Consider the following 23,926-nt stretch of genomic DNA (forward strand, 5'->3'; position numbering starts at 1 on the left):
GCGTCATCCTCCCGCGTGACGGTCGATCTGCACCGCCTGGGCCGCCTGGATGGATACCGCCGGGGCCGCATTGGCCGCCGACAGCAGCGTCCCCTCATACTCCATCACCGGGCGCAGGGCGGAGAGCGCCTTGTAGTAGTCGCGCTCGCCCACATGGCCCATGGCGCCGGCGATGCGGTCCTGAATGTCGGGACGGGAGAAGGTGGTGTAGAGCTGCGCCATCATCTCCGCCACCGCACCGCTGCCGGCAGCGGCCGTGGCCGGGTCCAGCAGCATGCTCTGGATCAGGAAATAGGCGCGGCGCACCGGGGTCACCGCATCCTCTTCCTGCAGGATGTCGCTGCCGCGGATGATCTGCGCGAAGTTGGAGATCGTCAGGGTGTAGCGGCGATTCTCGTTCTGCACGACGCAGCCGTTGATGACCACCCGCTCGCACGGCTTGAGGCGGAGCTTAAGTGCCATAGGACAGTTCCTCCGTGGCCAGCTCCCGCGCCGGCTGCTGGGCGGCACCCTGCAGGCCCTGCATGACCGACCGGTTGATGTGGATCAGCAGATCGATGCCGCCCTCCCCGCGCAGGACGCGCTGGGTGTTGCGGTTCACCGCGAAGGACAGCGAGACCAGCCCGGCGCGCAACGCTTCCGGCAGGGCGTTGCCGTCCTCCAGCAGATCGGCGCGCAGCGCGTTCCACAGCTCCAGGTTCCGCCACAGCGCGTCCTTCAGCTCGGCGGAGCGCCAGTCGGCCTCGCGGTAGGTTTCCAGTGCCAGGGTGATCCGCAGGAACACCCGGTATTCGATCTTTCGCGGATCGTCGCACTCGGCGATGGTCTGGTGGTAGGCGGCGATGCTCATGGGCGCACCCCTGCGGTGGGGTCCTTGGCGGCGGGAAGCCGGACCGGTTGCGGTGGGTCTTGGTGGACGGTCGAGGATCCGGCGAAGCGGAGGCCGGCCGTCGGCGATGCCCGCTCCGTCTTGCGGGCGGCGTGAACGGGCATGGCCGACGGGGCGGCGCCACCGTCCAGGGGTTCGGACGATGACGCCACCCACGAAGGGACTTAGCGGAACAGCGACAGGATGTTCTGCGGGCCCTGGTTGGCGATCGACAGAGCCTGGATGGCGAGCTGCTGCTGGACCTGGAGGGCCTGCAGGCGGCTCGATTCCTCGTTCATGTCGGCGTCGACCAGCGCGCCGATGCCCTTGTTCATCGAGTCGGTCAGCTTCGACACGAAGTCGTTCTGCACCGACACGCGGTTCTCAATCGAGCCGATCACCGCCGCCTTGCCGATGGCGCTGTCGAGCAGCGAATTGATGACTTCCAGCGACTTCTTCGAGTTGTTGACCACGTCGATCTGGGTCAGATCGGCGAGGCCGCCGAAGGCATCGCTTTCCTTCGAGCCGACCCACAGGCCGGACACCTGGGCGGTGAAGTTGCCGTCGGTGTTCTTGTCCTGGTCGGTGAAGGTCAGCGTGTCGCCGCTGAACGTGACCTGGAAGTCGCCGCCGGCGGCGGTCAGGGCGGTGTTGACCACACCCAGGATGTTGGTCTTGGTGGTCGCCAGATCGGTGTCGTAGGTCTGCCCCGACAGGTCGACCGACACGTCCGCCTTGCTGCCGTCCTCCTTGGTGACCGTCAGCGTCAGGCTGCCGAGACCCAGGTTCTGGCCGTCGATGAAGGTGGCACCCGGGGCACCGAGCTTGACGTCGACCTTGGCCTTGACGGCATTGGTCGAGTCGACCTGCTGCTCGATGGTGGCCTTGCCGACGATCGACTCCACGCGCATGTCCTGGCGCTGGAATTCGATGTAGCTCGGGTCGACCGTGCTGTCGCTGCGGCTCAGCGAGGCCAGGATCGCGACGTTCTTGTCCTTGGCCGTGCCGTCGTTCGAATAGGTGACGCGCAGCAGGTTATCGCCGTTGAAGGAGGCATCGGCGGCGGCGCCCTTGATCAGCTTGACCAGCTGGTCGACGTCGTTCTGGATCAGGGTCTTGTCGACGCCGTTGGTCTGGCCGGCGATGACGCGGGCCTTCAGCGTCTGCAGGTTCTCGACGATGTTCTTGGAGGCCACCGACGCGGTGTTGGTGGTGCCCGAACCCAGCTCCAGCGATTCCTTGACCGCCTTGAAGCCGGCGACGTCGGCCTTCATGGTCGTGGCGATCGACCAGTAGGCGGCGTTGTCCTTGGCGTTGTTGACCTTCAGGCCGGTCGAGATGCGGTCCTGCGTGGTCTCCAGATCCCCTGTCACGCGACGCAGGGTCTGCAGCGCGGTCATGGCGGAGGTGTTCGTCATAATCGAGGCCATGGGTATCTCCATTCGCGAGATGCATGGCGCCTTTCTGACGCCGGGGCCATTCGCGCCGGCCTTCCCGATCAGTGTGCGGGGGCGCGAGCGGCAAGATCAGGATGACGGAGCCGGTTTAAGCCGGGGTAAAAAATCGGACGCTTCGGAGCGGACGGAAAAGACGGAGCGATTCAGCCGCTATCAGCGCCCGACCGCACGGGCCGCGGCGCGCGGCGCCACCGGCGGGATGAAGGGCACGCGGGGGCCGGCCGCCAGCCCGCCGGCGCTCGACCAGCGGTCCAGCATCAGCTTGGCGCGGTCGGGAGCGACATGGTCGGGCGGCGCCTCGAACTTGTAGCCGCGGCCATAGACCGTCTCGATGTAGCGGCCGCCGCCGGTCGCCATGTCGATCTTCTTGCGCAGCTTGCAAATGTAGACGTCGATCACCTTGTCGAGCGGGTCGGAGCCGGACAGGCCGTAGACCTCCTCGTAGATATGCTCCTTCGACACCACGCGGCGGTGGTTGAGGGCGAGCACCGACAGGATCGCATGTTCCCGCTGGCTGAGGCGGAGGCGTTCGCCGTCCACCTCCGGGTCGCGGCCGTCCAGGAAGACGGTCAGGCGGCCGACTGAAACCGCGTTGCTGGTCAGCCCGTAGGACCGGCGGCGGATCGCCTCCAGCCGGGCGCGGATCTCGGTGCTGACCACCGGCTTCACCAGCACGTCGTCCGCACCGGCCCGCAGGATGCCGGCGGTGGTGTTGGCGCAGCGACGCTCGATCAGGCAGATGATCGCGGCGGTCACGTTGCGGGCGCGGAGCATCGCCACGCAGGCTTCGGTATCGCCGACATCGCCGATGATGATGGCGTCATGTCCGATCTCGACGGAGCCATGTCCGCCCACCAGTTCGCGCAGGCCATTCAGGTCCACGCGGTCATGGTTAACCTTGCATAGGGCAAGTTGCTTGCCGATTGCGTCGGCAATCAGATCGGCTGGCTCAATCAGCAAAGCCTGCATTGGATTCTCCATGGTCGAGCAAGCGCAGATAAAGCATTGTTTTTTACGCAATTGCGTTCATGTCACATGCTTATCACAGCCCCAAAAGAACCTATCGAAAGGCAATGTGTCAACAAAATGAGGTACCCGGATAGACATAGCCGGGGGTGGCGTTTTACGCCGTTTTAAGGGTTTCATACGACTAAATACCGGATAAATTTTTATTCATCCGCGGTTTTACTTCGAAACCCTAGTTGATTTTGCAGTGATCACCACAAGCAACCATTAATTCGTTCGACATCTATGGTTAACGGCAGTGAAGAAGGCGAAAGCCGGCGCTTATAAACATGAACGCTGGTTTAACCCTGTTGCCCTACGGTCGCCGGGCATCCGTGTTCGAGGAGGTTCCATGTCCGGAACGAAGGCGTCCGTCATTCCGGCGGCCGCGGCCGCTGCTTGCCTGTTCGTCCTGGCGGGCTGTGCGCAATTGTCGCAGGCCCCCGACAGCGATTACCGGCAAGCCCTTGAAAAAGCGATCACCGCCGGCCAATGCGACGGCGATTCCGTGCGCGACCTGTGGTCGGCCTATGGCCGGTGGTATGCGGTGGCCTCGTCCATCGCCGGCTATCCGAAGACCGACGAGGCCGTGGCGCTGCTGCGCCAGGGCGACCAGTTCCGCATCCTGGGCTGCCCGGAGGTCGCGCGCGCGTCCTACCAGACACTGATTCGCCGCTTCCCGGAAGACGGCTTCACCCCGTTGCGCGAGGCCGCCCGCGCCTCGTTGCAAGCCCTGCCGCCTCCTCTGCCTCTGGCGGGCCAGATGCCGGGAACGACTCAGGCGCCGGCAGTCCCGGCCGGACCGACTCTGGTCAGGCCGCCTGCGGAGATCTGAGGGCGGAGGTGTTGCCGAACATAGGGATTTGCGGGCTGGCGAAATCCCCCTCTCCCCAGGGGGGAGAGGGGATTCTGTCAAAGCGCCAGATCGGACGAAAGCGGCCGGTCCAGGCCCAGCCAAGCATCGGCCAGCGGCCCGACGGTCAGCGTGCCGTCGATTCGGCAATCGGCCAGGGCGGCGCTGAAGGTCTCATGCAAGTCGGCCAGCGCCGACGACGGCAGTCCGGCCGCCAGCCGCAGGGTCACGTCCAGCCGGCGCCCGCCCAGCGTCGCCATCAGCTGCAGCGGTCCCAGCCGCTGCGGCCGGGCCTGAAGCACCAGGGTGACGCGGTCGGACGGCCCGTCCTCGATCCCGACCGCGCACAGCAGCCCATCGCCGCCGTCCAGCAGCGGCACGCGCGACAACCGCCACACCCGGCCTTCGACGGGCTGGAAGCGCGGGGCCAGCGCCCGCTCGCATTCGTCGATCAGCAATCCGCCGTCGAGGTCCGAGAGTTCGTCCGCAGCATCCGCGCCGATCCAGCCGCGGCAGCCGCCGGCCGTCGCCGCCAGGAACAGGGCGAGCCCGGCGCCGAAGGTTGAATCGCAGCGCGGCAGGCATCCCCGGGCCAAAGCCGCGTCGGCCGGCGCCAGCGTGTCGAGCAGGTCGAGCAGCCGCCGCACCAGCGGCCCGGCCTCGGAACCATCTCCGGACCCGTCGCCGGCATCCCTCGCCGCGGCCGGCATGCCCACCGGCATAGCAGCGAAGCGCGCCGCCAGCAGGTCGGGTGGCGGCACCTGTCGGGAAACGAGGTCGCGCCCGGCCATCAGCAGCTCCACATTCGGCGGCTTCCCATCCGCTGCGCTCCGCTCAATAGACGACCGTGTCGACGTCGTCGGATTGCGGGATGATGATGGTGCCGTCGTCGGCCATCGCCTTGGCGGTGCGGACGATCTCGGCCTGGGCGTCGTTGACGTCGCGCATGCGCAAGGGGCCCATGTTCTCGATCTCGTCCAGCAGGATCATGCGGGCGCGTTCCGACAGGACCGACAGGAAATGGTCGCGTTGCGCCACGGGCGCGCCTTTCAGCGCGATGGCGAGCTGTCCGGTGTCGCAGCGGCGGATCACCGCCTGCAGCGACACGCGGTCCAGCCGCATCAGATCCTCGAAGGTGAACATCAGCTGCTTGATACGCTGGGTCGGCTCCGGCATCACCGTTTCCAGGTCGTCGAAGATCTCGGTCAGCGTCTCGCGGTCGATGCGGTTGAAGATGTCGGCCATCCGCTCCAGCGAATCGTTGCCGTGGGTGCGGGCGTAATTCGCCATGAACTCGTTGTGCAGGATCGATTCGATGTCCAGCAGCACCTCGCGCTGGACTGATTCGATCTGGATCATCCGCTCGATCACCTCGGTGCGGATGGAGGGCGGCAGCAGGACCAGCACCTTTGCTGCATGGTCGGGACGCATCTTGGACAGGATGACCGCCGCCGTCTGGGGATATTCGCCGGCAAGATAGCTGGCGAGCACCCCTTCGTTCACGTTGGACATTTTCTCCCACATGGTGCGGCCGGCGGGACCGCGGATTTCGCCCATGATCTCCGTGACGCGGTCGGCCGGCAGGAAGCGGTTCAGCATCCGCTCCGTGCTGTCGTAGGATCCCACGACCGAACCGGCATTGGCGAAGCGTTCGGTGAAGATGCGCATCAGCGTCTCCACCAGATTGGAAGTGACGTTGCCCAGCGTGGCCATCGACCGGCTGACGAGGCGGATTTCATCCTCGTCCAGCCGCTCCATCAGCCGCGAGCCGCGCTCCTCGCCCAGCGCCAGGAAGATGACGGCGCTCTTCTCGACGCCGCTCAGGCTCTTGTAATTCTCACGGATCTTGATCGGCGTTCCCATGGCGGCACCTCAGAAGGAGTAATCGGCGGACGGTGCGGAAGATGACGGTGCGTCGGGTCCGTCGGCCGGCGGCAGGGCCAGCGCGCGGTCGTGGCGGAAGGCGACCGCCATCACCGCGCCCGCCACCAGCAGCAGCGGATGCGGGATCAGCGGGTTGGGATCGATGGCGCCGAGCAGCCCGGCGATCGAGCCGTCCTCCGGCACCGCGGCGCCGCGGCGGCGGGCGAGCGCCAGAAGGCTGTCGGCCAGGCTGGCCGGCGGTCCGGCGGGAATGGCGGAGGATTCGTCCATCCTCACACCCCGTAGGAGCGGATCAGGCTGCCGGCGATCAGGAACCAGCCGTCGGTCAGCACGAAGAAGATGATCTTGAAGGGCAGCGCGATCATCACCGGCGGGAGCATCATCATGCCCATCGCCATCAGGATCGCCGCCACCACCATGTCGATCACCAGGAAGGGCAGGAACAGCAGGAAGCCGATCTCGAACGCGCGCCGCAGCTCCGACAGCAGGAAGGCCGGCATCAACAGCCTGAGATCGACGCTCTCCGCCGTCACCGGCCGCTCGTCCCTCTCCGTGGGCTTCGCGGCCGCGCCGTCCTCGCCCGCCGGCTTCGGCTTTGCGGTGAAGGCGGCGAAGGCGGCAAGGTCGCGTTCGCGGACATGGGAGGCCATGAAGCCGCGGAACGGTTCGATCATCCGCTCCAGCCCCTGCTCCTGCGTCACCTGCTCGTTCAGCAGCGGTCGCAGCCCCTCCTGCCATGCGCTGTCGATCGTCGGCCCCATGATGTGGAAGGTCAGGAACATGGCGAGGCTGACCAGCACCATGTTCGGCGGCGACTGCTGGAGGCCGAGAGCGGAGCGCAGCAGCGACAGCACGACGATGATCCGGGTGAAGCAGGTCACCATGATCAGCAGCCCCGGCGCCACGCTGAGCACCGTCAGCAGAACGATGCCCTGGACGATCCGCCCCGACAGGCTCGCCCCGTCCGCCAGCGACCCCAGCGCACCGAGATCGAGGTCGAGCGGCGCCGCGGCGGCAGGGCCGGCGGCGAGGATCAGGGCGAGGAGGGCGAGGGTGCGGAGGCGCATGCGGGGGCTTTCGGGGGGTGTTGGCGGAGTGGTTGCCGCGGTTGCCCCCTCCCCATCCCTCCCCCACCTTCGGTGGGAGAGGGGGCAGGACGCTTGCGGGAGGCACTCAAAGGAGCGGCGGCAGTCCCCTCTCCCACCGAAGGTGGGGGAGGGTTAGGGAGGGGGCACCGGTAGGGATTCCCTCTCAGTCGATCTCCAGTTCCGTCCGCACGATCTCGGTCAGGGTAACGCCCAGCCGCTGGTCCTCGACGATCACCACTTCGCCGCGCGCGACGAGGCGGTGGTTGACCAGCACCTCCACCGGTTCGTCCACCTTGCGCTCCAGTTCCAGCACCGCACCGCGGCCGAGCTTCAGAAGCTGCGCCACCAGCATGCTGGTGCGGCCCAGCACGACCTGGACGTCGACCGGCACGTTGTAGATGGCGTTCATTGGGCCATCGAAGGTCTTCTCGCCGAACTTCTCGGCGACCTTTTCAGTTTGCTTGGGATCGTCGTCGAGCATGTCGAGGTTCAAGGGAGGCATGAGGGTTCTCGCTTCGGATCGTTCAGGTGATGTCGGAGGACGGCGCCGGCCCAAGCGCGGCGACGGCACGGTCGGCGAGTGCGGCGACGGCGGCCTCGAAGGCTGCAGGATCGCGGCGGACGGAGCCGGCGCCCCAGTTCGCTTCCAAAGCGCCGACGGCGAGCGCCGGGTCGCCCTGGATGTCGATGCGGCCGCGGAATACGCCCTGCCCGGCCAGCCGCTCTTCCAGCGGAGGGCAGAGCGACGGGTGCAGGCGCAGGGTGAGGACCGGAGACTGGCCGGCGGCGCGCAGGGCGTCGGCGGCAAGCCGCTCCACCTCCTCGCGCGCCACATGATCCAGCAGTTGCGGCACCATGCGGCGAACCAGCGCCACCAGCACGAAGGCGCCCTGGGCCTCCAGCCGTTCCATCAGGGCGGCATGGTCGGCGTCGAGCGCCGCCATCCGCTGCGCCAGATGGTCCAGGGAGACGGCAAGCTCCGCCTCGGTCCGGCGGGCGGCGGCACGCTCGCCCTCGGCCCGGCCCTGGGCGAGCCCCTCGGCCAGCGCGTTCGCGCGGGCTTGCGCCAGGGCGGCCTGATGTTCGCGCTCCGACAGGGTGGGAAGGTCGAGCGGATCGGCCGCCTCCACCACCTCCGGCTCCGCCGCCGGGACGGGCGCACCGAAGCCGTGGTCGAAGCGGTAGCGCGGGTAGGCGGCCATCACGCCACCTCCTCATAGAGCCAGGAGCGCAGGATATCGATGGCCTCGTCGGGATACTGGTCGACCAGCTCGCCCAGCCGCCGGATGGACGAGGCGCGGACCCGGCCCTCCACCGTGCGCAGCTCGATCAGCTGGTCCATGGTCTCCTCGATGCCCAGCTGCGGCGCCATCGGCGCGGCGGCAAGTGCGGCAGCATCGCCCTCCCCGCCGTCGGCCAGCGCCGCGCCGCCGCCGGCCGCGGCGGCCGAGGCCATGACCGGGCCGGTCAGCTGCGGCATGGCGCCGGCTGCGGGCGCGGCCAGCGCCGGGGCCGGCGCTTCCGCCACCACCGGCTCGGGCGCCGGGAAGACGCGGCGGATCAGCGGACGCAAGCCGACCAGGATGACCAGGGCGGACAGCACCAGCAGGATCACCCACTGGATCAGCGTCATGACGTTGCGGCTCAGCGTCTCGGCGATCTCGTCGCCCAGCGGGCGCGGCGCCAGGTCGGGGGCCAGATCGACGAATTCCAGGTTGTCCACCGTCACCCGGTCGCCGCGCGCCTCGCTGAAGCCCATGGCGGAGCGGACCAGCTCGGTCAGGCGCTGCAGTTCTTCCGCGCTGCGCGGCTCGTACTGGCGGGTGCCGTCGGCGGCGGTCTTCCAGGTGCCGTTGACCAGCACGGCGACGCTGAGGCGGCGGACGTCGCCCGGCTCGATCACCGTCTCGCGGCTGACGTTGGAGATCTCGTAGTTGACGGTCTCCTCCTGCCGCTTGCTGTCGTTGGAGGATTGCGGCCCCTGCGGCTGGGCGCGCACGTCGCGCTGCGGCAGGTTCTGCTCGGCGGTGACCGGCGGTTCGCCGTTGCTGTCCTGGCTGCGGTCCTGCTCCTGCACGGTCTGGGTGGAGCGGACGACCTGGCTGTTGGGGTCGAAGGTCTGGCTGCGCACCACCTCGCGCTTGGTCTCCACCTCTGCGGCGACCTGGACGCGGACGTTGCCGGCGCCGAGCCGGGCGACCAGCATCTGCTCCACCGCGCGGGCGACGCGGGTTTCGGCCGCCACGCGCATGCCGTCGGTGCGCGCGGACGCCAGCCCCGGCCCGTCATCCTCGGTCAGCAGAAGCTCGCCGGAGGAATCCATCACCGTCACCGCGCTGGGCTTCAGGTTCGGCACCGCGGCGGAGACGAGATGGCGGATCGACAAGGCCTGCTTGCGGTCCATCGCTGCCCGGCCGCGCATGCGCACCACCACCGACGCGGTCGGCTTCGGCGCGCTGCGCGAGAACTCCTCGCGCTCCGGCAGGACGATGTGGACGCGCGCGGCCTCGACGCCGGCCAGCGTCTCGATGGTGCGGCCGAGTTCGCCCTCCATGGCGCGCAGGCGGTTGATGCGCTGCATGAAGCTGGTGATGCCGAGCGGCTTGTCGGTGTCGAACAGTTCATAGCCGACGCCGCCCTGCGCGGGCAGGCCCTTTTCCGCCAGCGCCATGCGGACGCGGGAGACCTCGGACTGCGGCACGCTGATCGTCGTGCCGTCGAAGCCGGCATTCACCGGCACGCCCATCTCCTGCACCACCTTGGCGATGCGGCCGGCCTCCACCGGTTCCAGGCCGCTGTAGAGCGGCGTCATGTGCGGCTGCGACAGCAGAAGCGCCATGCCGGCGACGGCCAGGACGATGCCGAGCCCGGTCCCCGCCAGCACGAGCAGCCGACCGCGCCCCAACGACCGCAACGTGTCGATCAGACTGTCCACGGTTCCCCGCACCTTTAAAGTTTCTGAAAATCGGCGGGCCTAGTCTTCGCCCTGCGCACCCCCTCACGCTAACGGGGCGACTTTTAAGCGGAGTAAAAAACGGCGCTGCCTCCCAAGACAAAGCGCCTCAAATCTTACCGAATGCCAGCTTTACTAAAATTTTCGGCAATCGCCGGCGGGATGGATCGATGATTACACGATTTGGCATGGCGGGGACGGCAACGATCCGGGACGAAGTCCTGAACTGGCTGCGCGGTTCGGGACGCATCCTGGTGATCGCCCTGCCGCTCGCCCGCCTCGCCGCGGGCATGTTGGCGCTGGGGGGCGTGGTGGCCGCCGGGATCACCGGATACTGGATGGCCGCCGGCCCGCAGGCGCTGGACCGGCTGTGGCCCGCGGCGACGGAGGCACTGCCGGCCGACGGCGTGATCGACATGCCGGAACTGGTCGTCAATCTGCGGCGCGACACGCCGTCCCGCTTCCTGAAGATCGGCCTGTCCCTGACCGCGGCCCACCGTGACCGCGAGAGGCTGGAGCGCGCGATGCCGCAGCTCACCGACAGCCTGCAGGAGTTCCTGCGCAACCTGGACCAGGACGACCTGGAGGGGTCGGCCGGGCTCCACCGGCTGCGCAGCGAGATCAAGCGCCGCTTCAACCTGATCCTGTCCGATCCCGCCGGCCGGCAGGAGGTCGTCACCGACGTCCTGCTGCGCAGCCTGCTCACGCAATAGCGACCTCCAGAGGCACCGGATGACCGACACCCCCGCCCCGACCGCCCCATCCATGGCCGCTCCCCAGCCGATTCCCGACGAGGCCGCGGACTGGTCCGACGCCGCGTGGGAACTGGCCGCCGCACAGCAGACCGATCCGCCCGCCCCGCCCGCCGCACCGTCGGCGGAAGCGATGAGCGAGGCGCTGGCCAACCTGTCCGGCGAGACCAAGACGCTGAGCCAAGAGGAGATCGACCGGCTGCTGAATTTCGGCGCCCCGGAAGGCGGCGGGCCGGAGATGAGCGCCATCCAGCGGCTGGTCAGTTCGACCACGGTCAACAAGGACCGGCTGCCGATGCTGGACGTGGTGTTCGACCGCATGGTGCGGATGCTGAACACCTCGCTGCGCCAGTTCGCCTCGACCAACGTGGAGGCATCGCTGTCGAAGATCGAATGGCTGCGCTACACCGATTTCCAGGACGCCATCGAACTGCCGGCGCTGATCGGCGTCGCCCGCGCCGAGCCGTGGGACAACCAGATGCTGGTGTCGATCGACAGCGCGCTGATCTATTGCATGATGGACGTGCTGCTGGGCGGGCGGCGGTCGCGGCCGGGGCGGATCGATGGGCGCGCCTACACCTCCATCGAACGCAAGATGACCGAGCGGATGATGAAGGTGGTGCTCCAGGATCTGGGGCAGTCCTTCGACCCGCTGGCCCAGGTGGACTTCGTCTTCGACCGGCTGGAGGTGAACCCGCAGTTCGCCACCATCACGCGCGCCACCAACGCCATCATCCGCGTGCGCATCGCCGTGGAGGTGGAGCGCCGGACCGGCCACATCGACATCGTCATCCCCTACGCCACGCTGGAGCCGGTCCGCGGCAAGCTGGTGCAGATGTTCATGGGCGAGAAGTTCGGCCATGACACGGTGTGGGAAAGCCACCTGAAGAACGAGCTGATGCGCTCCAAGCTGGAGCTGGTCGCCGTGCTGGCGGAGACCAAGGTGCCGCTGGGCGAAGTATTGGCTTGGCAGAAGGGCCAGTCGCTGAAACTGCGCATCAGCCCGGATCAGACCGTCCTGGTCTTCAGCAAGACCATTCCGCTGTTCGCCGGGCACATGGGACAGCGCAACGACAACATCGCGGTGAAGATCGACACCGATCTCGACACCAAGCAGGAGCTGATCGATGGTCTCCTTTCTCATTGACGCGGCCCTGGCGGTGATGCTGGTCACGGCGACCGCCTATCTGGTCATCGTCAACAAGCGGCTGAAGCTGCTGCGCACCGGCCAGTCCGAGATCAACGCCCTGGTGTCGACCTTCTCCAAGTCGATCGACGACACAGACGCCTCGATGAAGCGCATGGTGGCCTCGGCGACGGAGATCGCCGCCCGGCTGTCCGACGACCTCGACCGGGCCAAGGGCATGAAGGAGGACATGGCGCTGATCCTGGGCTCCTGCGAGCGCACCACCGCCCGCATGGAGGAATCGGTCCAGCATGCCCGCGCCCTGTTGCGCCGCCTGGATGAGGGCGCGATGCGCGTCGGCCGCAATCGGGCTCGGCCGGAGGGGGCGGACGTCGCCACCGCGGTCGACACCAATGTCGACACCACCATCGGCGGCATGGCCAAGCCGGCCGATGCCGAGGCCGCGCCGGCTTCCCCGCTGCTGTCGGCGCTGAAGGCTGCGGAGGTCGACAAGGGCGAGTTCCGGGCGCTCGAAACCGCTCTGCGCGCCGTCGCCGGACAGACCGCAGAAGCTCCTGCTGCGCCCGCCACAGGACCGGCTCCCAGCGGGCCGGCAAAGGCCGCGGCCAGTGCCTTCTACGCGCGGCTGCGCACCGTGGGATCGGAGGCGTCGGCATGATTCCGCGCATCCTCCCCATCACCTTGGTCGCCGTCCTGATGGTCCTGCCGCTGAAGCTCGGCGCGCTGGTGGACGGGTTCCCGGTCATCGCCCAGCAGTTCGACCGCGAATTCGGCGCCCATGAACGCCCGTGGGCGACCGACCTGAAGGCAACCGATCCCAAGGCCGCCGAAACGGCTGCGGCTCCGGCGTCGGTCCCCGCTCCCCTGCCGGTCTCCACGCCGGTCGCGGAAGCGCCGCCGCCGGTGGCGCTGGCTCCGCCCAGCTGCACCGACCCGCTTCTGCGCGCGGCCATCGACGAGCAGAAGGCCGACAGTTCCGGCCGCCAGAACCGCCTGCGCGAGGCCGAAGCGGTGCTCGCCGCCACCGAAGCGCGCGTCGGCACGCAGATCCAGCGGCTGAACGGCGTGAAGCGCGAGGTCGAGGCGCTGATGACCCAGCGCTCCACCCTGCAGCAGGAAGACCTGAAGCGCATGGTGGCGATCTACGAGGCGATGAAGCCCCGCGACGCCGCACGCATCCTGACGGACATGGAAACCGACATGGTGGTCGACGTGCTGGACCGCATCACCGAACGGCGCGCCGCCCCGATCCTTGCCGAGATGGCCGACGCCAAGGCCCGCGAAGTGACGCGGCTGATCCTGCAGCGCCGCGCCCTGCCCGGCGACCGCAAGGCCACCCCGGCCGCGATCCCGGTGACAGCCGCCACCGCCGTGCCGCGCCCCACCCTGACCAATTGAGCGCCATGACCAGCATGCCCGATGCCGTCGCGGCACCATCCCGTCCCGCCCCGTCTCAGCGCGGCGGTTCTGCCGGCGACGATGCGCGCGACGGCGACTTTTCCAGCCTGGTGGACGACGCCGCGGAGGACGAGTCCGACGAGGCCGCGACACGCCCCGACAGTCTGCGCAAACGCCGGGAGACGAGGCCCGACAGCCCCGCCGCCGCCCAGGCCGCGATCACCCAGGCGGTGGTCCAGCCGGCGATCCAGGCCGGCGGCAGCACCGACGCCCCGCTGATGCCCTGGATGGTCGCCGCCCCCCCGGCCGCGCCGCCGGCCGCATCCACGGCACCGGCTCCCAATCCGGGCGATGCTACAGCGCTGCCGGGGCAGAAGCCTCTTTCCGCAGCATGGAACGGCAATCCGCCCGTGGGGACCGCTGCCGCTCCGCAGCAGCCGGCCGAACCGTCCGCGACCGGCACCCCCGCGCCTGCGGGCACGCCACAGAGCGCGGCCGCCGCCGAGGGTGCCCCTCCGGGCACCATGGACCAGAGCGCGGCCGACCCCGCGTTCCCGCAGCCCGCGCCTGCTCCCGCCGAGGCGACCGCCGCGACCGCAGCCATGGCGGCCCCCGCGGTCCCAGCCGCCGATGCGGCCCCGGACGGGCGCGCCAGCCGCCGCGACGAGAGCACCGATCCCCGCACCGCGATCCGCTCCGCCCGCGGACCCGGCCGGCCGACTGCCGCAAGCAAGGCGGACCAGTCCGTTACCGCTGCGGCTGCTCCCCGGACGGCCCAGCCCGCCGCCGACGCGACCGCCGGCTTTGTCGCCCCCGAACCGCTCCCCGCCTTCGGCACTCCGCCCGCCGCCGGCAGCGGCAGCGGGAGCGCCGCGACCGGCTTCGAAGCCTTGCCCACCCTGCCCGCCCAGGCCGCGACGCAATACGCCGCCGCCGCGGCATCGGGCCGGGCCGCCACGGCGCACAGCCCGGCGATGGCGCAGCTTGCCGCCCCTCTCGTCCGCGTGCTCGAAACCGGTGGCGGCGAGTTCCACATCGACCTCGCACCGGCCGATCTCGGCCGCATCCGCGTCGTCGCCGACGTCAGCGACGGCAAGGTTTCGCTGACCGTCCAGGCCGAACAGGCCGACACGCTGGCGTTGCTGCGGCGAGACCTGCAGCAGCTCGAACGCGCGCTCGGCGACGCCGGCCTGTCGCTCGACAACGCCAGCCTCCAGTTCTCGCTGCAGGACGACGGCCAGTCGCGCGGCTTTGCCGCTCCCGACCAGGGGCACTCTGCCGCCGGCTGGCGCGCCCAGGCCCAATCCGAAGCCACTCCCGAACCCGTCGCGGAAAGACCGATGCGCCCGATCGACGGGCTGGTCGACGTCACCGTCTGAACAGGAAAGTCCCTCCCGTCATGACCACCACCCCCAGCACCGGCGTCACGGCCGCCACCACCGCGAAGTCCGCCGCTGCCTCCGCCGAGGAGGCGAAGAAGGCCACGGTCGATTACGAATCCTTCCTGAAGCTGCTGACCGCCCAACTGCGCAACCAGGATCCGCTGGCGCCGATGGACGCCTCGCAGTTCATGACCCAACTGGCGCAGCTGTCCACGGTGGAGCAGTCGATGCGCTCCAACGACACGCTCGGCAAGGTTCTCGACACGCTGAAGAGCAGCGGCATGCGCATGGACATGGCCCTGCTCGGCCGCAGGGTGGAGGTGCAGTCGAACCAGCTGTCGCTGACCGGCGGCAAGGCAGAGGCCGCCTACACGGTGGACGGCCAGCCGGCCAGCGTGAAGCTGGAGGTGCTGAACAGCGCCGGCAACGTCGTCCACAGCACCCCCGGCGCCCTGCAGACCGGCCGTCAGGTCTTCAGCTGGACCGGCAGAACTCCCAGCGGCGGCACCGCGCCCGACGGCCTCTACACGCTGCGGGTGACGGCGAAGGACAAGGACGGCAAGGCACTGAACACCGCCACCGTCGTCACCGACACGGTGGCCGAGGTGCGCAGCGTCGACGGCGCCACGAAGTTCGTTCTGAAGAACGGCGCCACCGTCTCGTCGGACGCCGTGCTGTCGGCCTCGTGAGGTGGCATGCCCTCTCCCCTTGGGGCTCCCCCTCTCCCCCCCGGGGAGAGGGTCGGGGTGAGGCGGATGCATGGCGTGGATTCGATGGAAGAGTGGGGCCGCGCGATACTTGAAGATCCTCGTTGCGCTTCCCCCTCACCCTAACCCTCTCCCCGCTTTCGGCGGACCAATGGTCCGCCTGCCGCGTCAGCGCAAACGAAGTTTGCGCGTGAGCGGGGGGAGAGGGGATTATCCACGGGGGAGAGGGCATCCATCACAGCCGCGTGTTGTCCTGGCGCAGCAGCCGGTCGATCAGCACCGCCCGCACCGGCTGGGTGCTTTCGTGGCTGGTCAGCGTGCCGTTGGCGCCGGCCAGCAGGGCGGTCGCAACGCCTTGCGGATCGACCGACGGGCCATTGAAGCGGCCATGGCCGGCGAGATCGAACAGGGCTTCCAGCATGGCGCTGCGCGCATGCGGCAGACGGCGGCGCACCAGCAGCGCATCGTCGGCGCTGGACGCCTCCAAAGTCACCTGGGTCAGGATGAAGGCAATGGTGCGGCCGCGTTCCAGCATCGGCACGATCAGCTGCCCGGCCTCCACATAGTAGGGCCCACCGGAGACCGGCGACGCGGCATCGGTCCGGCCGCCGGCCGCGGTGTCTTGCGGGGCCTCGAAACGGCCGAAGCCGTAGCCGCCGGCAAAGGCGAGCGCGGCGGCCACGGCGAACAGCAGGACGGCTTTCATGGTGCGGATTCCCCAGTGAAGCCGGATGTCAGAAGGGCAGGATCACGTCCAGAACCTGCTGGCCGTAGCGCGGCTGCTGCACGTCGGTGATCTGGCCGCGGCCGCCATAGGTGATGCGCGCCTCGGCGATCTTGTCGTACTCGATGGTGTTGGCATTGCTGATGTCCTCGGGACGGATGACGCCGGCGATGCGCATCTCGCGCAGCTCGTAGTTCACCCGAACCTCCTGCCGGCCGGCGATGACGAAATTGCCGTTGGGCAGCACCTGGGTCACGACGGCGGCGACGCGCATGGCGATCCGCTCGTTGCGCTGGATGGTGCCGTTGCCGCTCGACGTGCTGGAGCTGTCGAGATCGACGAGGCTCGACGGATCGACCGCGTCGGGCAGGATGGCGGGCAGGCGGCTTTCCAGCCCGAAGAAGTTGGGCAGGCCGGCCTTCTCGTTGTTGGTGCGGCCACGCTGCGTGCTGTTGCGCAGCTGCGCCTGATCGGAGATGTCGATGACGACCGTCAACAGGTCGCCCACCGATTTGGCGCGCGGGTCGCGGAAGAAGTCGCGCGATCCGGTGCGCCACAGGGAACTGGGGATCTGCTCGGCGGTGGTCGGCTGCGGCATCGGCAGCGAGATCACGCGCGCCTCCGGCTGCATCGCCGGATTGGAGATCTCCGACAGGGTGGGAGCGCTGCCGATATCGGACAGCCGCGCGCAGCCGCCGGTCGCAACCGAGAGCAGCAGGATGGGGACGAGCGCGGTGCGCATGACGGAAGCTCCCTTTTATGGGTCGATCGGGGCCGCGCGGCCCATGTTCAAGGTCGTTGAGGGATGCGCGGGCCGTTCACCGAAACGGTTTCCGCGCCGGTGACGGTCCCGGTGACGATGGTGCTGCTGGCGATGTTCATGACGCGCACGATGTCTCCGACGCCGCCCTCCTGCAGGGCACGGCCGCGCGCCGCCAGAACCAGGGCGCCATCCTCGTAGACCAGCGTCACCGGCCGGTTGCGCTGGACGACGATGGGCGCCCCCACCGATCCGACCTGGATCAGCCGTCCGGCCGGCATCTGGCGGCGCGGCGACAGGCCGATCAGCGCGTCGGGCGACGAGATGAAGCCCGACCCGGCGCGGTCCAGCGGCAGGCGAACGGTGGTCAGGTCGGCGGCCTCGATGATTTCGCCCGGCCGGATGCGGCGGACCGGCACCGGCATTGCCACCTCGACCTCGGCTCTCCCGTTCAACTCCACGATCTGGCCGTCGCTGAGGATGCGGGCCTGGAAGGTCCCGGTGCGGGGATCGAGGTTGATGTCGCGCACTGCGTCCAGCCTGCCGTCGAAGGGCCGGCCAAGCGTGACCGCCACCTGGGCGTCGGCCGGCACCGCCGGCCCGAGCGACGCCAGAAGCTCCTCCCCCAGTCGGGTCTCGACCGGACCCGCGGCGGCAAGTCGCGGCAGCGCCAGGGCGGCTCCAAGAAGCAGAACGGCAAGGGGCCGGCGGAGGGATCGCATCACCATCGTCACCGCATGTTGGTCATGGTGGAGGCCATCTGGTCGCCGGCCTCGATCACCTTGGCGTTCATCTCGTAGGCGCGCTGGGCCGAGATCAGCTCGGTGATCTCCTGCACCACGTTGACGTTGGAGGATTCCAGGTACTTCTGGCGGATGGTGCCGAAGCCCGCCTGTCCCGCAAGCCCGTCCTGCGCCTCTCCCGACGCCGGGGTGGCGCGGAACAGGTTGTCGCCCAGCGCTTCCAGGCCGGAGTCGTTGACGAACACCGTCATCGCCAGCTGGCCCTGGTTGACCGGCTGGTTCTGGCCGTCGACATAGGCCAGCACCTCGCCGGAGCGGTTGATCACCACCTCGCGCGTGCCCTGCGGCACGGTGATGCCGGGGGCGACGGTGAAGCCGTCGGCGGTGACGATGGTGCCCTCCGGCGACAGCTTGAAGCTGCCGGCGCGGGTGTAGACGGTCTCGCCGCCGGGCTGGGTCACATTGAAATAGCCGCGCCCCTCGATCGCCAGATCCAGCTCGTTGCCGGTGGAGGTCAGGTTGCCGGTGGTGTTGATGCGGTTGACCGAGGTCGGCCGCACGCCCAAGCCCACCTCGACGCCGGTCGGCACGATGGTGCCCGAATCGGTCGACTGGCTGCCCTGCCGGCGCTCCGCCTGATACATCAGGTCCTGGAATTCGGCGCGCGAGCGCTTGAAGGCCGTGGTGTTGATGTTGGCGATGTTGTTGGAGATGACCTCGACGTTCATCTGCTGGGCCATCATGCCGGTGGACGCGATGCTGAGCACGCGCATGGACGGACTCTCCTTCGGAGATTAAGTGGATTTGCCGAGGCGGTTGATGGCGGAGCGCAGAAGGTCCTGCCCGTCGTCCACCATCTTGGTCACCGCCTGATAATCGCGGGTCAGGTCCATCATGCGGCCGATCTCGACGATGCCCTGCACGTTGGACCGCTCGACCTTGCCCTCCACCAGACGGGTGTCGGGGGCGGGGCGCGCCTCCATGCCCTCGCCCGGCTCGAACAGGAGGTCGCCGGTCTGCTTCAGCATCTGCGGATTGTCGAACCGCGAAACGGCGATGCGGGCGATCACGTTGCCGTCGGCCGACAGCAGCCCGTCCGACCCGATGCTGATGACGCTGCTGTCCGACGGGACGACGATGGGCCGCCGGCCGTCGTCCAGCACGGGATAGCCGTTGGTGCCGACCAGCGTGCCGTCGGCATCGCGGCGCAGCCGGCCGTCGCGGGTGTAGCGCACGCCGTCCGGCGCCTGCACGGAGAGGAAACCGTCGCCGTCCAGCGCCACGTCATAGGGGTTTCCGGTCTCGGTGAAGGCGCCGGCGCGCAGGTCGGTGTAGGTGGACCGGTCGATGGTGAAGGCGATGCGGTCGGTCGGCTTGCGCCCGCCGGCCTCCAGCGCCGCCTCGAACAGGGTGCGTTCGCCGCGGAAGCCGGCGGTATTCATGTTGGCGACGTTGTTCGCCACGACGTCCAGCTGCCGCCGAAGCGCCATCTGGCGCGACAGTGCGATGTAAAGCTGGTTCTCCATCGCCGAACACTCCGGTTTTGAACTCCGCCTTAATCTGGACGATGCAGTTTAAAGCCGGGTTTCAACCTGGGCCGTCCCGGCCGGCACCTTTCCGGTCTTGGGCAGGGTTTGGCGATCATTTCGATAAAATGCGAGACGACTGTGATGAAACGGCGCCCGGATAACGCATCGGTCTTTGGTTCGACGCTGGTCCTCGCCCTGCTGGCGGTGTCCGGTCCGGCACAGGCCGCGTCGGTCCGCGCGCAGTTGGGCGACCATGGCGATTATTCACGGCTGGTGCTGTCCGTGCCGAAAGGGACGGAGCCGGTGGCCGTCGTCGACGGCTGCGTTCTGCGCATCAGCACGCCCGATCCGGTGCGCTGGCCGCTCGCCAGCCTGCGCGACAGCTTCTCCCGCCGCCTGTCGGACTTCGTGACCGCCGATGGCGGGCGCAGCCTGACCGCGGCGATCCCCTGCGGCGCGCGGGTCGCCAGCCTGATGGAGCGCCGGATGCTGATCGTCGATGTCGGCGGCCCGCCGGTTCCCGGCGTGAAGCCGGGCGCGCCGGAGGGCGGGCCGGTGGAGGTGCAGCCGGATGCGGTGGTTGCAGCCGTGGTGCCGGGGCCACCCCAGGTCGCTACGCCCAGCGTCGCCAAGATTGCCGAAGCTTTGAATCCCATTGGTACTGCTCATGCCGCGGTAATCGATCTCCCTCCCCCGGCAGAATCCCCTCTCCCCCCCGGGGAGAGGGTTAGGGTGAGGGGGGAGCGCAGTGAGGATTCTCGGGACAGTCATGCACTGCATCCCCCTCACCCCGACCCTCTCCCCGGGGGGGAGAGGGGGATGGCGCCAGGTTCAGAGATCCGTCAAACCGCCAGCCTGGAGGGCGAGGTCCGCTCCAGCATTGAGGACACGCTGCGCCAGTTGGAGCGCATGCCGGACCGCAGCTCGAAACCCGCCCCGCAAGCGGCCGAACCGCCCAAGCCCCCGGCTCCGCCGCCCATCGGGGCGATGGATCTCGCCGCCTGGGCCGGCGACGATTTCAACCGCACGCGCGAGGCGTTGCAGCGCGCGGTCGGCGCGGCGCAGGGCCGTGCGCGGGTCGATGCCCAGATCGCGCTGGTCCGCTTCCTGCTCGCCCGCGCCATGGACGAGGAAGGGCGCGCGGCGCTGGAAGCGGCGGCCAGCCTGTCGCCGGCGCCCGACCAGCGCTACAGCCTGCGCATTCTCGGCGATGCCTTCCGTGCGCTCGACCGCGAGGATGCGCCGGACGACAACCTGTTCGTCCAGCTGCCGGCCGGGGTCATGGCCGACCACAATGTCTGGCGCAGCGTCTCCCTGGCGCCCACCCGCTGGGCCGCGGCAAAGGAGGGGTTGCCCATCGCCCTGCGCCGCCTCCTCGACTATCCGGCCGACCTGCGGAGCCGGCTGCTGACCACGCTGGCCGCCGCGTCGGACGAGGCCGGGGACGTTGCCGCCCTGAACCTGATCGTGCTGGAGATGATCACCGTCGATTCCAAGGGCATGGCCGACGGGCGGCTCGACTATTTCCGCGGCCGGCTGGCGGAGCTGAAGGCGACGCCCGACGCCGCGCTGGAGCGGTACGACGCCGCCGCATCCTTGCGCCGCGGTCCCTTCGCCCGCCGGGCCGAGGTGCGCGCCATCGAACTGCGCCGCAGCCTCGGCCGGCTGGACGAGGACGGCGCCATCGCCGCGCTGGAGGCCCTGCGCTTCGCCTGGCGCGGCGACGAAATCGAGACGGACGCGCTGGCCGCCCTCGGCAGCGCCTATGCCCGCAGCGGCAACACAGACGCGGCGCTCGACATCTTCGGACTGCTGGGCCGCCGCTTCGGCGCCACGGCGCGCGGGCGCGATGCCCTGGCGGCTGGGCGCGACCTGCTGTCCGCCGTGCTCGACCGCCTCGACCGCTCACCGCCGGGCGGGCTCTACGCGCTGGCGCTGCAGGCGCGGCACGGCCGGCTGGTCGCCCTGGCCGATCGACCGGATGGCGGGCTGCGCCTGCGGCTCGCCACCCTGCTGCTGCGCGACGGCTACGCGCTGGAGGCCACCCGCATCCTGCATGCCCTGACCGAGTCCGCCAGCGGCCAGCATCGGGCCGAGTTGGGCGCCACCCTGGCCCGCGCCCTGATCGACAGCGGACGCGAGGCGGAGGCGCTGGACGTGCTGGCCAGCACCGGCAACCCGGCGCTGGAACCCGCGCTGGCCGAACGCCGCGCCCTGCTGCGTGCCGACGCGCTGCTCGGCGACGGCGACACCGTGCGGGCGCTCGACGCGTTGCGCGGCCTGAACGGGGCGGAGGCGGCGCGGCTGCGCGCCCAGGGGCTGTTCGCCGCCGGCGAGTGGTCGGCCGCCCGCAAGGCCTTCGGCGAACTGGCCGCGACCGGTGCCGAGCCGACGGCGGAGGATGTGGCTCTGCAGGGCCTGTCGGCCTATCTGGCCGGCGACGCCGATGCCCTGCGCGGTTTCGGCGACCAGCAGCGCGGCCGGCTGGCCGGCACCCGCTGGGCCGGGCTGCTCGACGCGCTGGCCCCGCCGCCAGCCGACGGCCCGCTCCGCGCGGAGTCGGTGGAACGCGACCTCGCCGCCGCCGCGGCGCTCGACCGGCTGTCGCGCGACTGGCGCGGCAAGCCCTGATTCCCATGCCGGGATCCGTAAAGCCGCTTTAAACGGCGGCCTGTAGCGTCGTCGGCGCAACATCCGTCGCGACGGCCTGTGCATATCCGGAGAAGAGAAACATGCGCTTGATGTTCGGGTTGATCGCGGTGTTCGCCAGCGTGCTCGGCGGATTCTACGCGATGGGCGGGCGGATGGCCGTGCTGTGGCAGCCGGTCGAGATCGTCATCATCATCGGTGCCGGCATCGGCGGCTTCGCCATCGCCAACAGCCCGTCGGTCCTGCGCGACACGCTGCGCGCCGTCGGCGCCATCGCCCGCGGGCGGAGCACGCCCAAGAACGACTATCTGGACATGATCGCGCTGGTCTACGGCCTGCTGCGCGTCGCCAAGTCCAAGGGCATGTCGCAGATCGAGGCCGACATCGACAAGCCGACCGAAAGCCCGCTGTTCACCCAGTATCCCAATGTCCTGCGCTATGAGCGCTGCATGACCTTCCTTTGCGACTATCTGCGCCTGATCGCGCTGGGGCAGGACAACCCGCACGATCTGGAATCGCTGATGGCGGAGGAGCTGGACACGCTGGGCCGCGAGCTGAACCAGGTGCCGAAGGCGCTGCAGAACCTCGCCGACGCCCTGCCGGCGCTGGGCATCGTCGCCGCGGTGCTGGGCGTCATCAACGCCATGGGCGCCATCAGCGAGGCGCCGGAGGTGCTGGGCCGCATGATCGGCGGGGCGCTGACCGGCACCTTCCTGGGCGTGCTGCTGTCCTACGGCATGGTCGGCCCGATCGCCAGCGCCGCCCGCCAGCGCCGCGAATCGGAACTGAACATGTATTTCTGCATCAAGGCGGCGCTGTGCGCCTATCTGCGCGGCAGCCCGCCGCAGGTCTGCGCCGAATATGCCCGCAAGGTGCTCTACACCGACATCCAGCCCAGCCTGGCCGAGGTCGAGGTCGCCACCACCCTGTCGTCGCAGGCCAAGGCCCGCGACGGCCGCCAGCCGGCGTGACCGGCCATGCCGCGCAAGACCGCCCTCCCCCCGATCATCGTCAAGCGCCATCTCGGCGGACACGAGGAAGAGGAGCACAACGGCACCTGGAAGCTGGCCTATGCCGACTTCGTGACGGCGATGATGACCTTCTTCCTGGTGATGTGGCTGATGAACATCACCACCACCGAACAGCGCAAGGGCATCGCCGACTATTTCAACCCGGTCGCGGTGTCGCAGAGCAACTCCGGCGCCGACGGCATGCTGGCCGGGCGTTCGGTCGACAAGAGCGGATCGCTGACCACCCCCAACGCCGCCGGCGATCAGGCGAGCCCGGTGGCCTCCCCGCCCGTCGTCGCCTCCGTCGGCGACAGCGACCGCCAGCCGGCCGGCCGCAAGGATCCGATGCCCCATCCCGCCGGCAGCCCGGTGCCGCCGGTCGACCTTCTGCGCCCCGCCGCCGAACCGGCGCAAACCGCGGCAGCCGAGCCGCCGGCCACAGGCGCCAGCGCGACGCGGGCGGAACTCGAGGCGCTGCTCGACCGCCAGTCCGCCGAGCTGACCGAACGGGTGGCGCTGGAAACGCTGGAACGCGACCTGCGCCAGCGTATCGCTGCGTCGCCCGACCTCAACGCCCTGCAGGGCAGTCTGGTGATCCAGCAGGTTCCGGAGGGTCTGCGCGTCCAGCTGACCGATCAGGCGCGCTTCTCGATGTTCAAGGTCGGCTCGGCCCAGATGAACGACCAGGGCCGCCGGCTGATGCGGATGGTGGCCTCGGCGCTGGCCTCCGTGCCGAATCCCATCGGCATCACCGGCCACACCGACGCGCTCGGCTACGCTCCCGACGCCAAATACGGCAATTGGGAACTGTCCAGCGACCGCGCCAACGCCGCCCGCCGCGAACTGCTCGCCAGCGGCATCCCCGGCAGCCGCATCGTCCGCGTCGAAGGCCGCGCCGACCTCGACCATTTCGGCAGCAGCGACCCGCTCGACCCCAGCAACCGGCGGATCAGCATCACGTTGTTGCGCCGGCCGGGGTGAGGTGAGGTTACCGCTTCGGTGCCCCCACCCCAACCC

The 23,926-nt window shown here is 69.3% G+C and carries 26 protein-coding genes; 10 read left to right on the forward strand and 16 right to left on the reverse strand.

Annotated features, from left to right (window positions below):
• Nucleotides 1-3: 3 nt before the first annotated feature.
• From ACWPKK_RS29035 to ACWPKK_RS29050, 4 genes are all read right to left on the reverse strand, one after another.
• The gene (locus tag ACWPKK_RS29035) at nucleotides 4-462 is read right to left on the reverse strand and encodes a flagellar biosynthesis repressor FlbT (protein ID WP_452011457.1); all 459 of its coding nucleotides are present in this window, start codon (nucleotides 460-462) and stop codon (nucleotides 4-6) included.
• Nucleotides 452-850, reverse strand: coding sequence for a flagellar biosynthesis regulator FlaF (locus tag ACWPKK_RS29040; protein WP_324870300.1), 399 nt, complete (start codon nucleotides 848-850; stop codon nucleotides 452-454). Before ACWPKK_RS29040 ends, ACWPKK_RS29035 begins: the two co-directional genes overlap by 11 nt.
• A 203-nt stretch (nucleotides 851-1,053) precedes the next feature.
• Nucleotides 1,054-2,298 (reverse strand): flagellin N-terminal helical domain-containing protein, encoded by a 1,245-nt coding sequence (locus ACWPKK_RS29045; protein WP_452011460.1) that lies wholly within the window; start codon nucleotides 2,296-2,298, stop codon nucleotides 1,054-1,056.
• A gap of 180 nt (nucleotides 2,299-2,478) precedes the next feature.
• Entirely contained in the window at nucleotides 2,479-3,207 is a 729-nt protein-coding gene (locus ACWPKK_RS29050) for a winged helix-turn-helix domain-containing protein (RefSeq protein ID WP_452011463.1), read from the reverse strand.
• A 475-nt stretch (nucleotides 3,208-3,682) separates the two neighbouring features.
• On the opposite strand from ACWPKK_RS29050, the gene ACWPKK_RS29055 reads away from it, so the two are divergent.
• Entirely contained in the window at nucleotides 3,683-4,165 is a 483-nt protein-coding gene (locus ACWPKK_RS29055) for a hypothetical protein (protein ID WP_452011466.1), read from the forward strand.
• A gap of 77 nt (nucleotides 4,166-4,242) precedes the next feature.
• Here ACWPKK_RS29055 and ACWPKK_RS29060 read toward each other — a convergent pair whose 3' ends face one another.
• The 7 genes from ACWPKK_RS29060 to fliF all read right to left on the reverse strand — a co-directional run bounded on the left by ACWPKK_RS29060 (nucleotide 4,243) and on the right by fliF (nucleotide 10,090).
• Nucleotides 4,243-4,986, reverse strand: coding sequence for a hypothetical protein (locus tag ACWPKK_RS29060; RefSeq protein WP_452011468.1), 744 nt, complete (start codon nucleotides 4,984-4,986; stop codon nucleotides 4,243-4,245).
• Between the two features lie 31 nt (nucleotides 4,987-5,017).
• A complete protein-coding gene (locus tag ACWPKK_RS29065) occupies nucleotides 5,018-6,046 on the reverse strand; it encodes a flagellar motor switch protein FliG (RefSeq protein WP_452011470.1) in 1,029 nt (342 codons plus the stop codon).
• A gap of 9 nt (nucleotides 6,047-6,055) precedes the next feature.
• A complete protein-coding gene (locus ACWPKK_RS29070; protein ID WP_452011473.1) occupies nucleotides 6,056-6,337 on the reverse strand; it encodes a hypothetical protein in 282 nt (93 codons plus the stop codon).
• A gap of 2 nt (nucleotides 6,338-6,339) precedes the next feature.
• Nucleotides 6,340-7,134: a flagellar type III secretion system pore protein FliP gene (gene fliP / locus ACWPKK_RS29075; protein ID WP_452011475.1), complete on the reverse strand. Its 795-nt coding sequence runs from the start codon at nucleotides 7,132-7,134 to the stop codon at nucleotides 6,340-6,342.
• 184 nt (nucleotides 7,135-7,318) lie between these two features.
• Complete coding sequence (gene fliN, locus ACWPKK_RS29080) at nucleotides 7,319-7,657, reverse strand: flagellar motor switch protein FliN (protein WP_452011477.1); 339 nt, start codon at nucleotides 7,655-7,657, stop codon at nucleotides 7,319-7,321.
• A gap of 22 nt (nucleotides 7,658-7,679) precedes the next feature.
• A complete protein-coding gene (locus tag ACWPKK_RS29085) occupies nucleotides 7,680-8,357 on the reverse strand; it encodes a flagellar assembly protein FliH (RefSeq protein WP_452011480.1) in 678 nt (225 codons plus the stop codon).
• Nucleotides 8,357-10,090 carry a flagellar basal-body MS-ring/collar protein FliF gene (fliF, locus tag ACWPKK_RS29090; protein WP_452011483.1) on the reverse strand — a complete coding sequence of 578 codons (1,734 nt, stop codon included), beginning with the start codon at nucleotides 10,088-10,090 and terminating at the stop codon, nucleotides 8,357-8,359. The genes ACWPKK_RS29085 and fliF overlap by 1 nt, the downstream gene beginning before the upstream one ends.
• Before the next feature lie 188 nt (nucleotides 10,091-10,278).
• Here fliF and ACWPKK_RS29095 point away from each other — a divergent pair, with 188 nt between their 5' ends.
• Genes ACWPKK_RS29095 through ACWPKK_RS29120 form a run of 6 tightly spaced genes read left to right on the forward strand, consistent with a single transcriptional unit; the run spans nucleotide 10,279 to nucleotide 15,476 of the window.
• Complete coding sequence (locus ACWPKK_RS29095; protein WP_452011485.1) at nucleotides 10,279-10,821, forward strand: flagellar basal body-associated FliL family protein; 543 nt, start codon at nucleotides 10,279-10,281, stop codon at nucleotides 10,819-10,821.
• Nucleotides 10,822-10,840: 19 nt separating this feature from the next.
• Nucleotides 10,841-12,007 carry a flagellar motor switch protein FliM gene (gene fliM, locus ACWPKK_RS29100; protein WP_452011487.1) on the forward strand — a complete coding sequence of 389 codons (1,167 nt, stop codon included), beginning with the start codon at nucleotides 10,841-10,843 and terminating at the stop codon, nucleotides 12,005-12,007.
• Entirely contained in the window at nucleotides 11,988-12,665 is a 678-nt protein-coding gene (locus tag ACWPKK_RS29105) for a DUF6468 domain-containing protein (RefSeq protein WP_452011489.1), read from the forward strand. The genes fliM and ACWPKK_RS29105 overlap by 20 nt, the downstream gene beginning before the upstream one ends.
• Nucleotides 12,662-13,405 (forward strand): MotE family protein, encoded by a 744-nt coding sequence (locus tag ACWPKK_RS29110; protein WP_452011492.1) that lies wholly within the window; start codon nucleotides 12,662-12,664, stop codon nucleotides 13,403-13,405. The genes ACWPKK_RS29105 and ACWPKK_RS29110 overlap by 4 nt, the downstream gene beginning before the upstream one ends.
• Nucleotides 13,406-13,410: 5 nt before the next feature.
• Nucleotides 13,411-14,784, forward strand: a complete 1,374-nt coding sequence (locus ACWPKK_RS29115) for a flagellar hook-length control protein FliK (RefSeq protein WP_452011494.1) — start codon at nucleotides 13,411-13,413, stop codon at nucleotides 14,782-14,784.
• 20 nt (nucleotides 14,785-14,804) lie between these two features.
• Entirely contained in the window at nucleotides 14,805-15,476 is a 672-nt protein-coding gene (locus tag ACWPKK_RS29120; protein ID WP_452011497.1) for a flagellar hook assembly protein FlgD, read from the forward strand.
• A gap of 253 nt (nucleotides 15,477-15,729) precedes the next feature.
• Here the strand turns inward: ACWPKK_RS29120 and ACWPKK_RS29125 are convergent, their stop codons facing one another.
• The 5 genes from ACWPKK_RS29125 to flgF are packed head-to-tail and all read right to left on the reverse strand — an operon-like array spanning nucleotide 15,730 to nucleotide 19,247.
• The gene (locus ACWPKK_RS29125) at nucleotides 15,730-16,200 is read right to left on the reverse strand and encodes a hypothetical protein (protein WP_324867958.1); all 471 of its coding nucleotides are present in this window, start codon (nucleotides 16,198-16,200) and stop codon (nucleotides 15,730-15,732) included.
• A gap of 28 nt (nucleotides 16,201-16,228) precedes the next feature.
• Nucleotides 16,229-16,960, reverse strand: coding sequence for a flagellar basal body L-ring protein FlgH (gene flgH, locus ACWPKK_RS29130; protein ID WP_324867959.1), 732 nt, complete (start codon nucleotides 16,958-16,960; stop codon nucleotides 16,229-16,231).
• A gap of 47 nt (nucleotides 16,961-17,007) precedes the next feature.
• Nucleotides 17,008-17,700: a flagellar basal body P-ring formation chaperone FlgA gene (flgA, locus tag ACWPKK_RS29135; RefSeq protein ID WP_452011500.1), complete on the reverse strand. Its 693-nt coding sequence runs from the start codon at nucleotides 17,698-17,700 to the stop codon at nucleotides 17,008-17,010.
• 8 nt (nucleotides 17,701-17,708) lie between these two features.
• Nucleotides 17,709-18,494, reverse strand: a complete 786-nt coding sequence (gene flgG / locus ACWPKK_RS29140; RefSeq protein WP_324867963.1) for a flagellar basal-body rod protein FlgG — start codon at nucleotides 18,492-18,494, stop codon at nucleotides 17,709-17,711.
• A gap of 21 nt (nucleotides 18,495-18,515) precedes the next feature.
• A complete protein-coding gene (flgF, locus tag ACWPKK_RS29145; protein WP_452011502.1) occupies nucleotides 18,516-19,247 on the reverse strand; it encodes a flagellar basal-body rod protein FlgF in 732 nt (243 codons plus the stop codon).
• Between the two features lie 144 nt (nucleotides 19,248-19,391).
• On the opposite strand from flgF, the gene ACWPKK_RS29150 reads away from it, so the two are divergent.
• The 3 genes from ACWPKK_RS29150 (at nucleotide 19,392) to ACWPKK_RS29160 (ending at nucleotide 23,890) form a co-directional block, all read left to right on the forward strand.
• Nucleotides 19,392-21,881, forward strand: coding sequence for a hypothetical protein (locus ACWPKK_RS29150; protein ID WP_452011505.1), 2,490 nt, complete (start codon nucleotides 19,392-19,394; stop codon nucleotides 21,879-21,881).
• Between the two features lie 101 nt (nucleotides 21,882-21,982).
• Nucleotides 21,983-22,870 carry a flagellar motor stator protein MotA gene (gene motA, locus ACWPKK_RS29155; RefSeq protein WP_324867969.1) on the forward strand — a complete coding sequence of 296 codons (888 nt, stop codon included), beginning with the start codon at nucleotides 21,983-21,985 and terminating at the stop codon, nucleotides 22,868-22,870.
• A 6-nt stretch (nucleotides 22,871-22,876) separates the two neighbouring features.
• Entirely contained in the window at nucleotides 22,877-23,890 is a 1,014-nt protein-coding gene (locus ACWPKK_RS29160) for a flagellar motor protein MotB (protein WP_452011508.1), read from the forward strand.
• Nucleotides 23,891-23,926: the final 36 nt, after the last annotated feature.

The organism is Azospirillum largimobile (assembly GCF_977007025.2).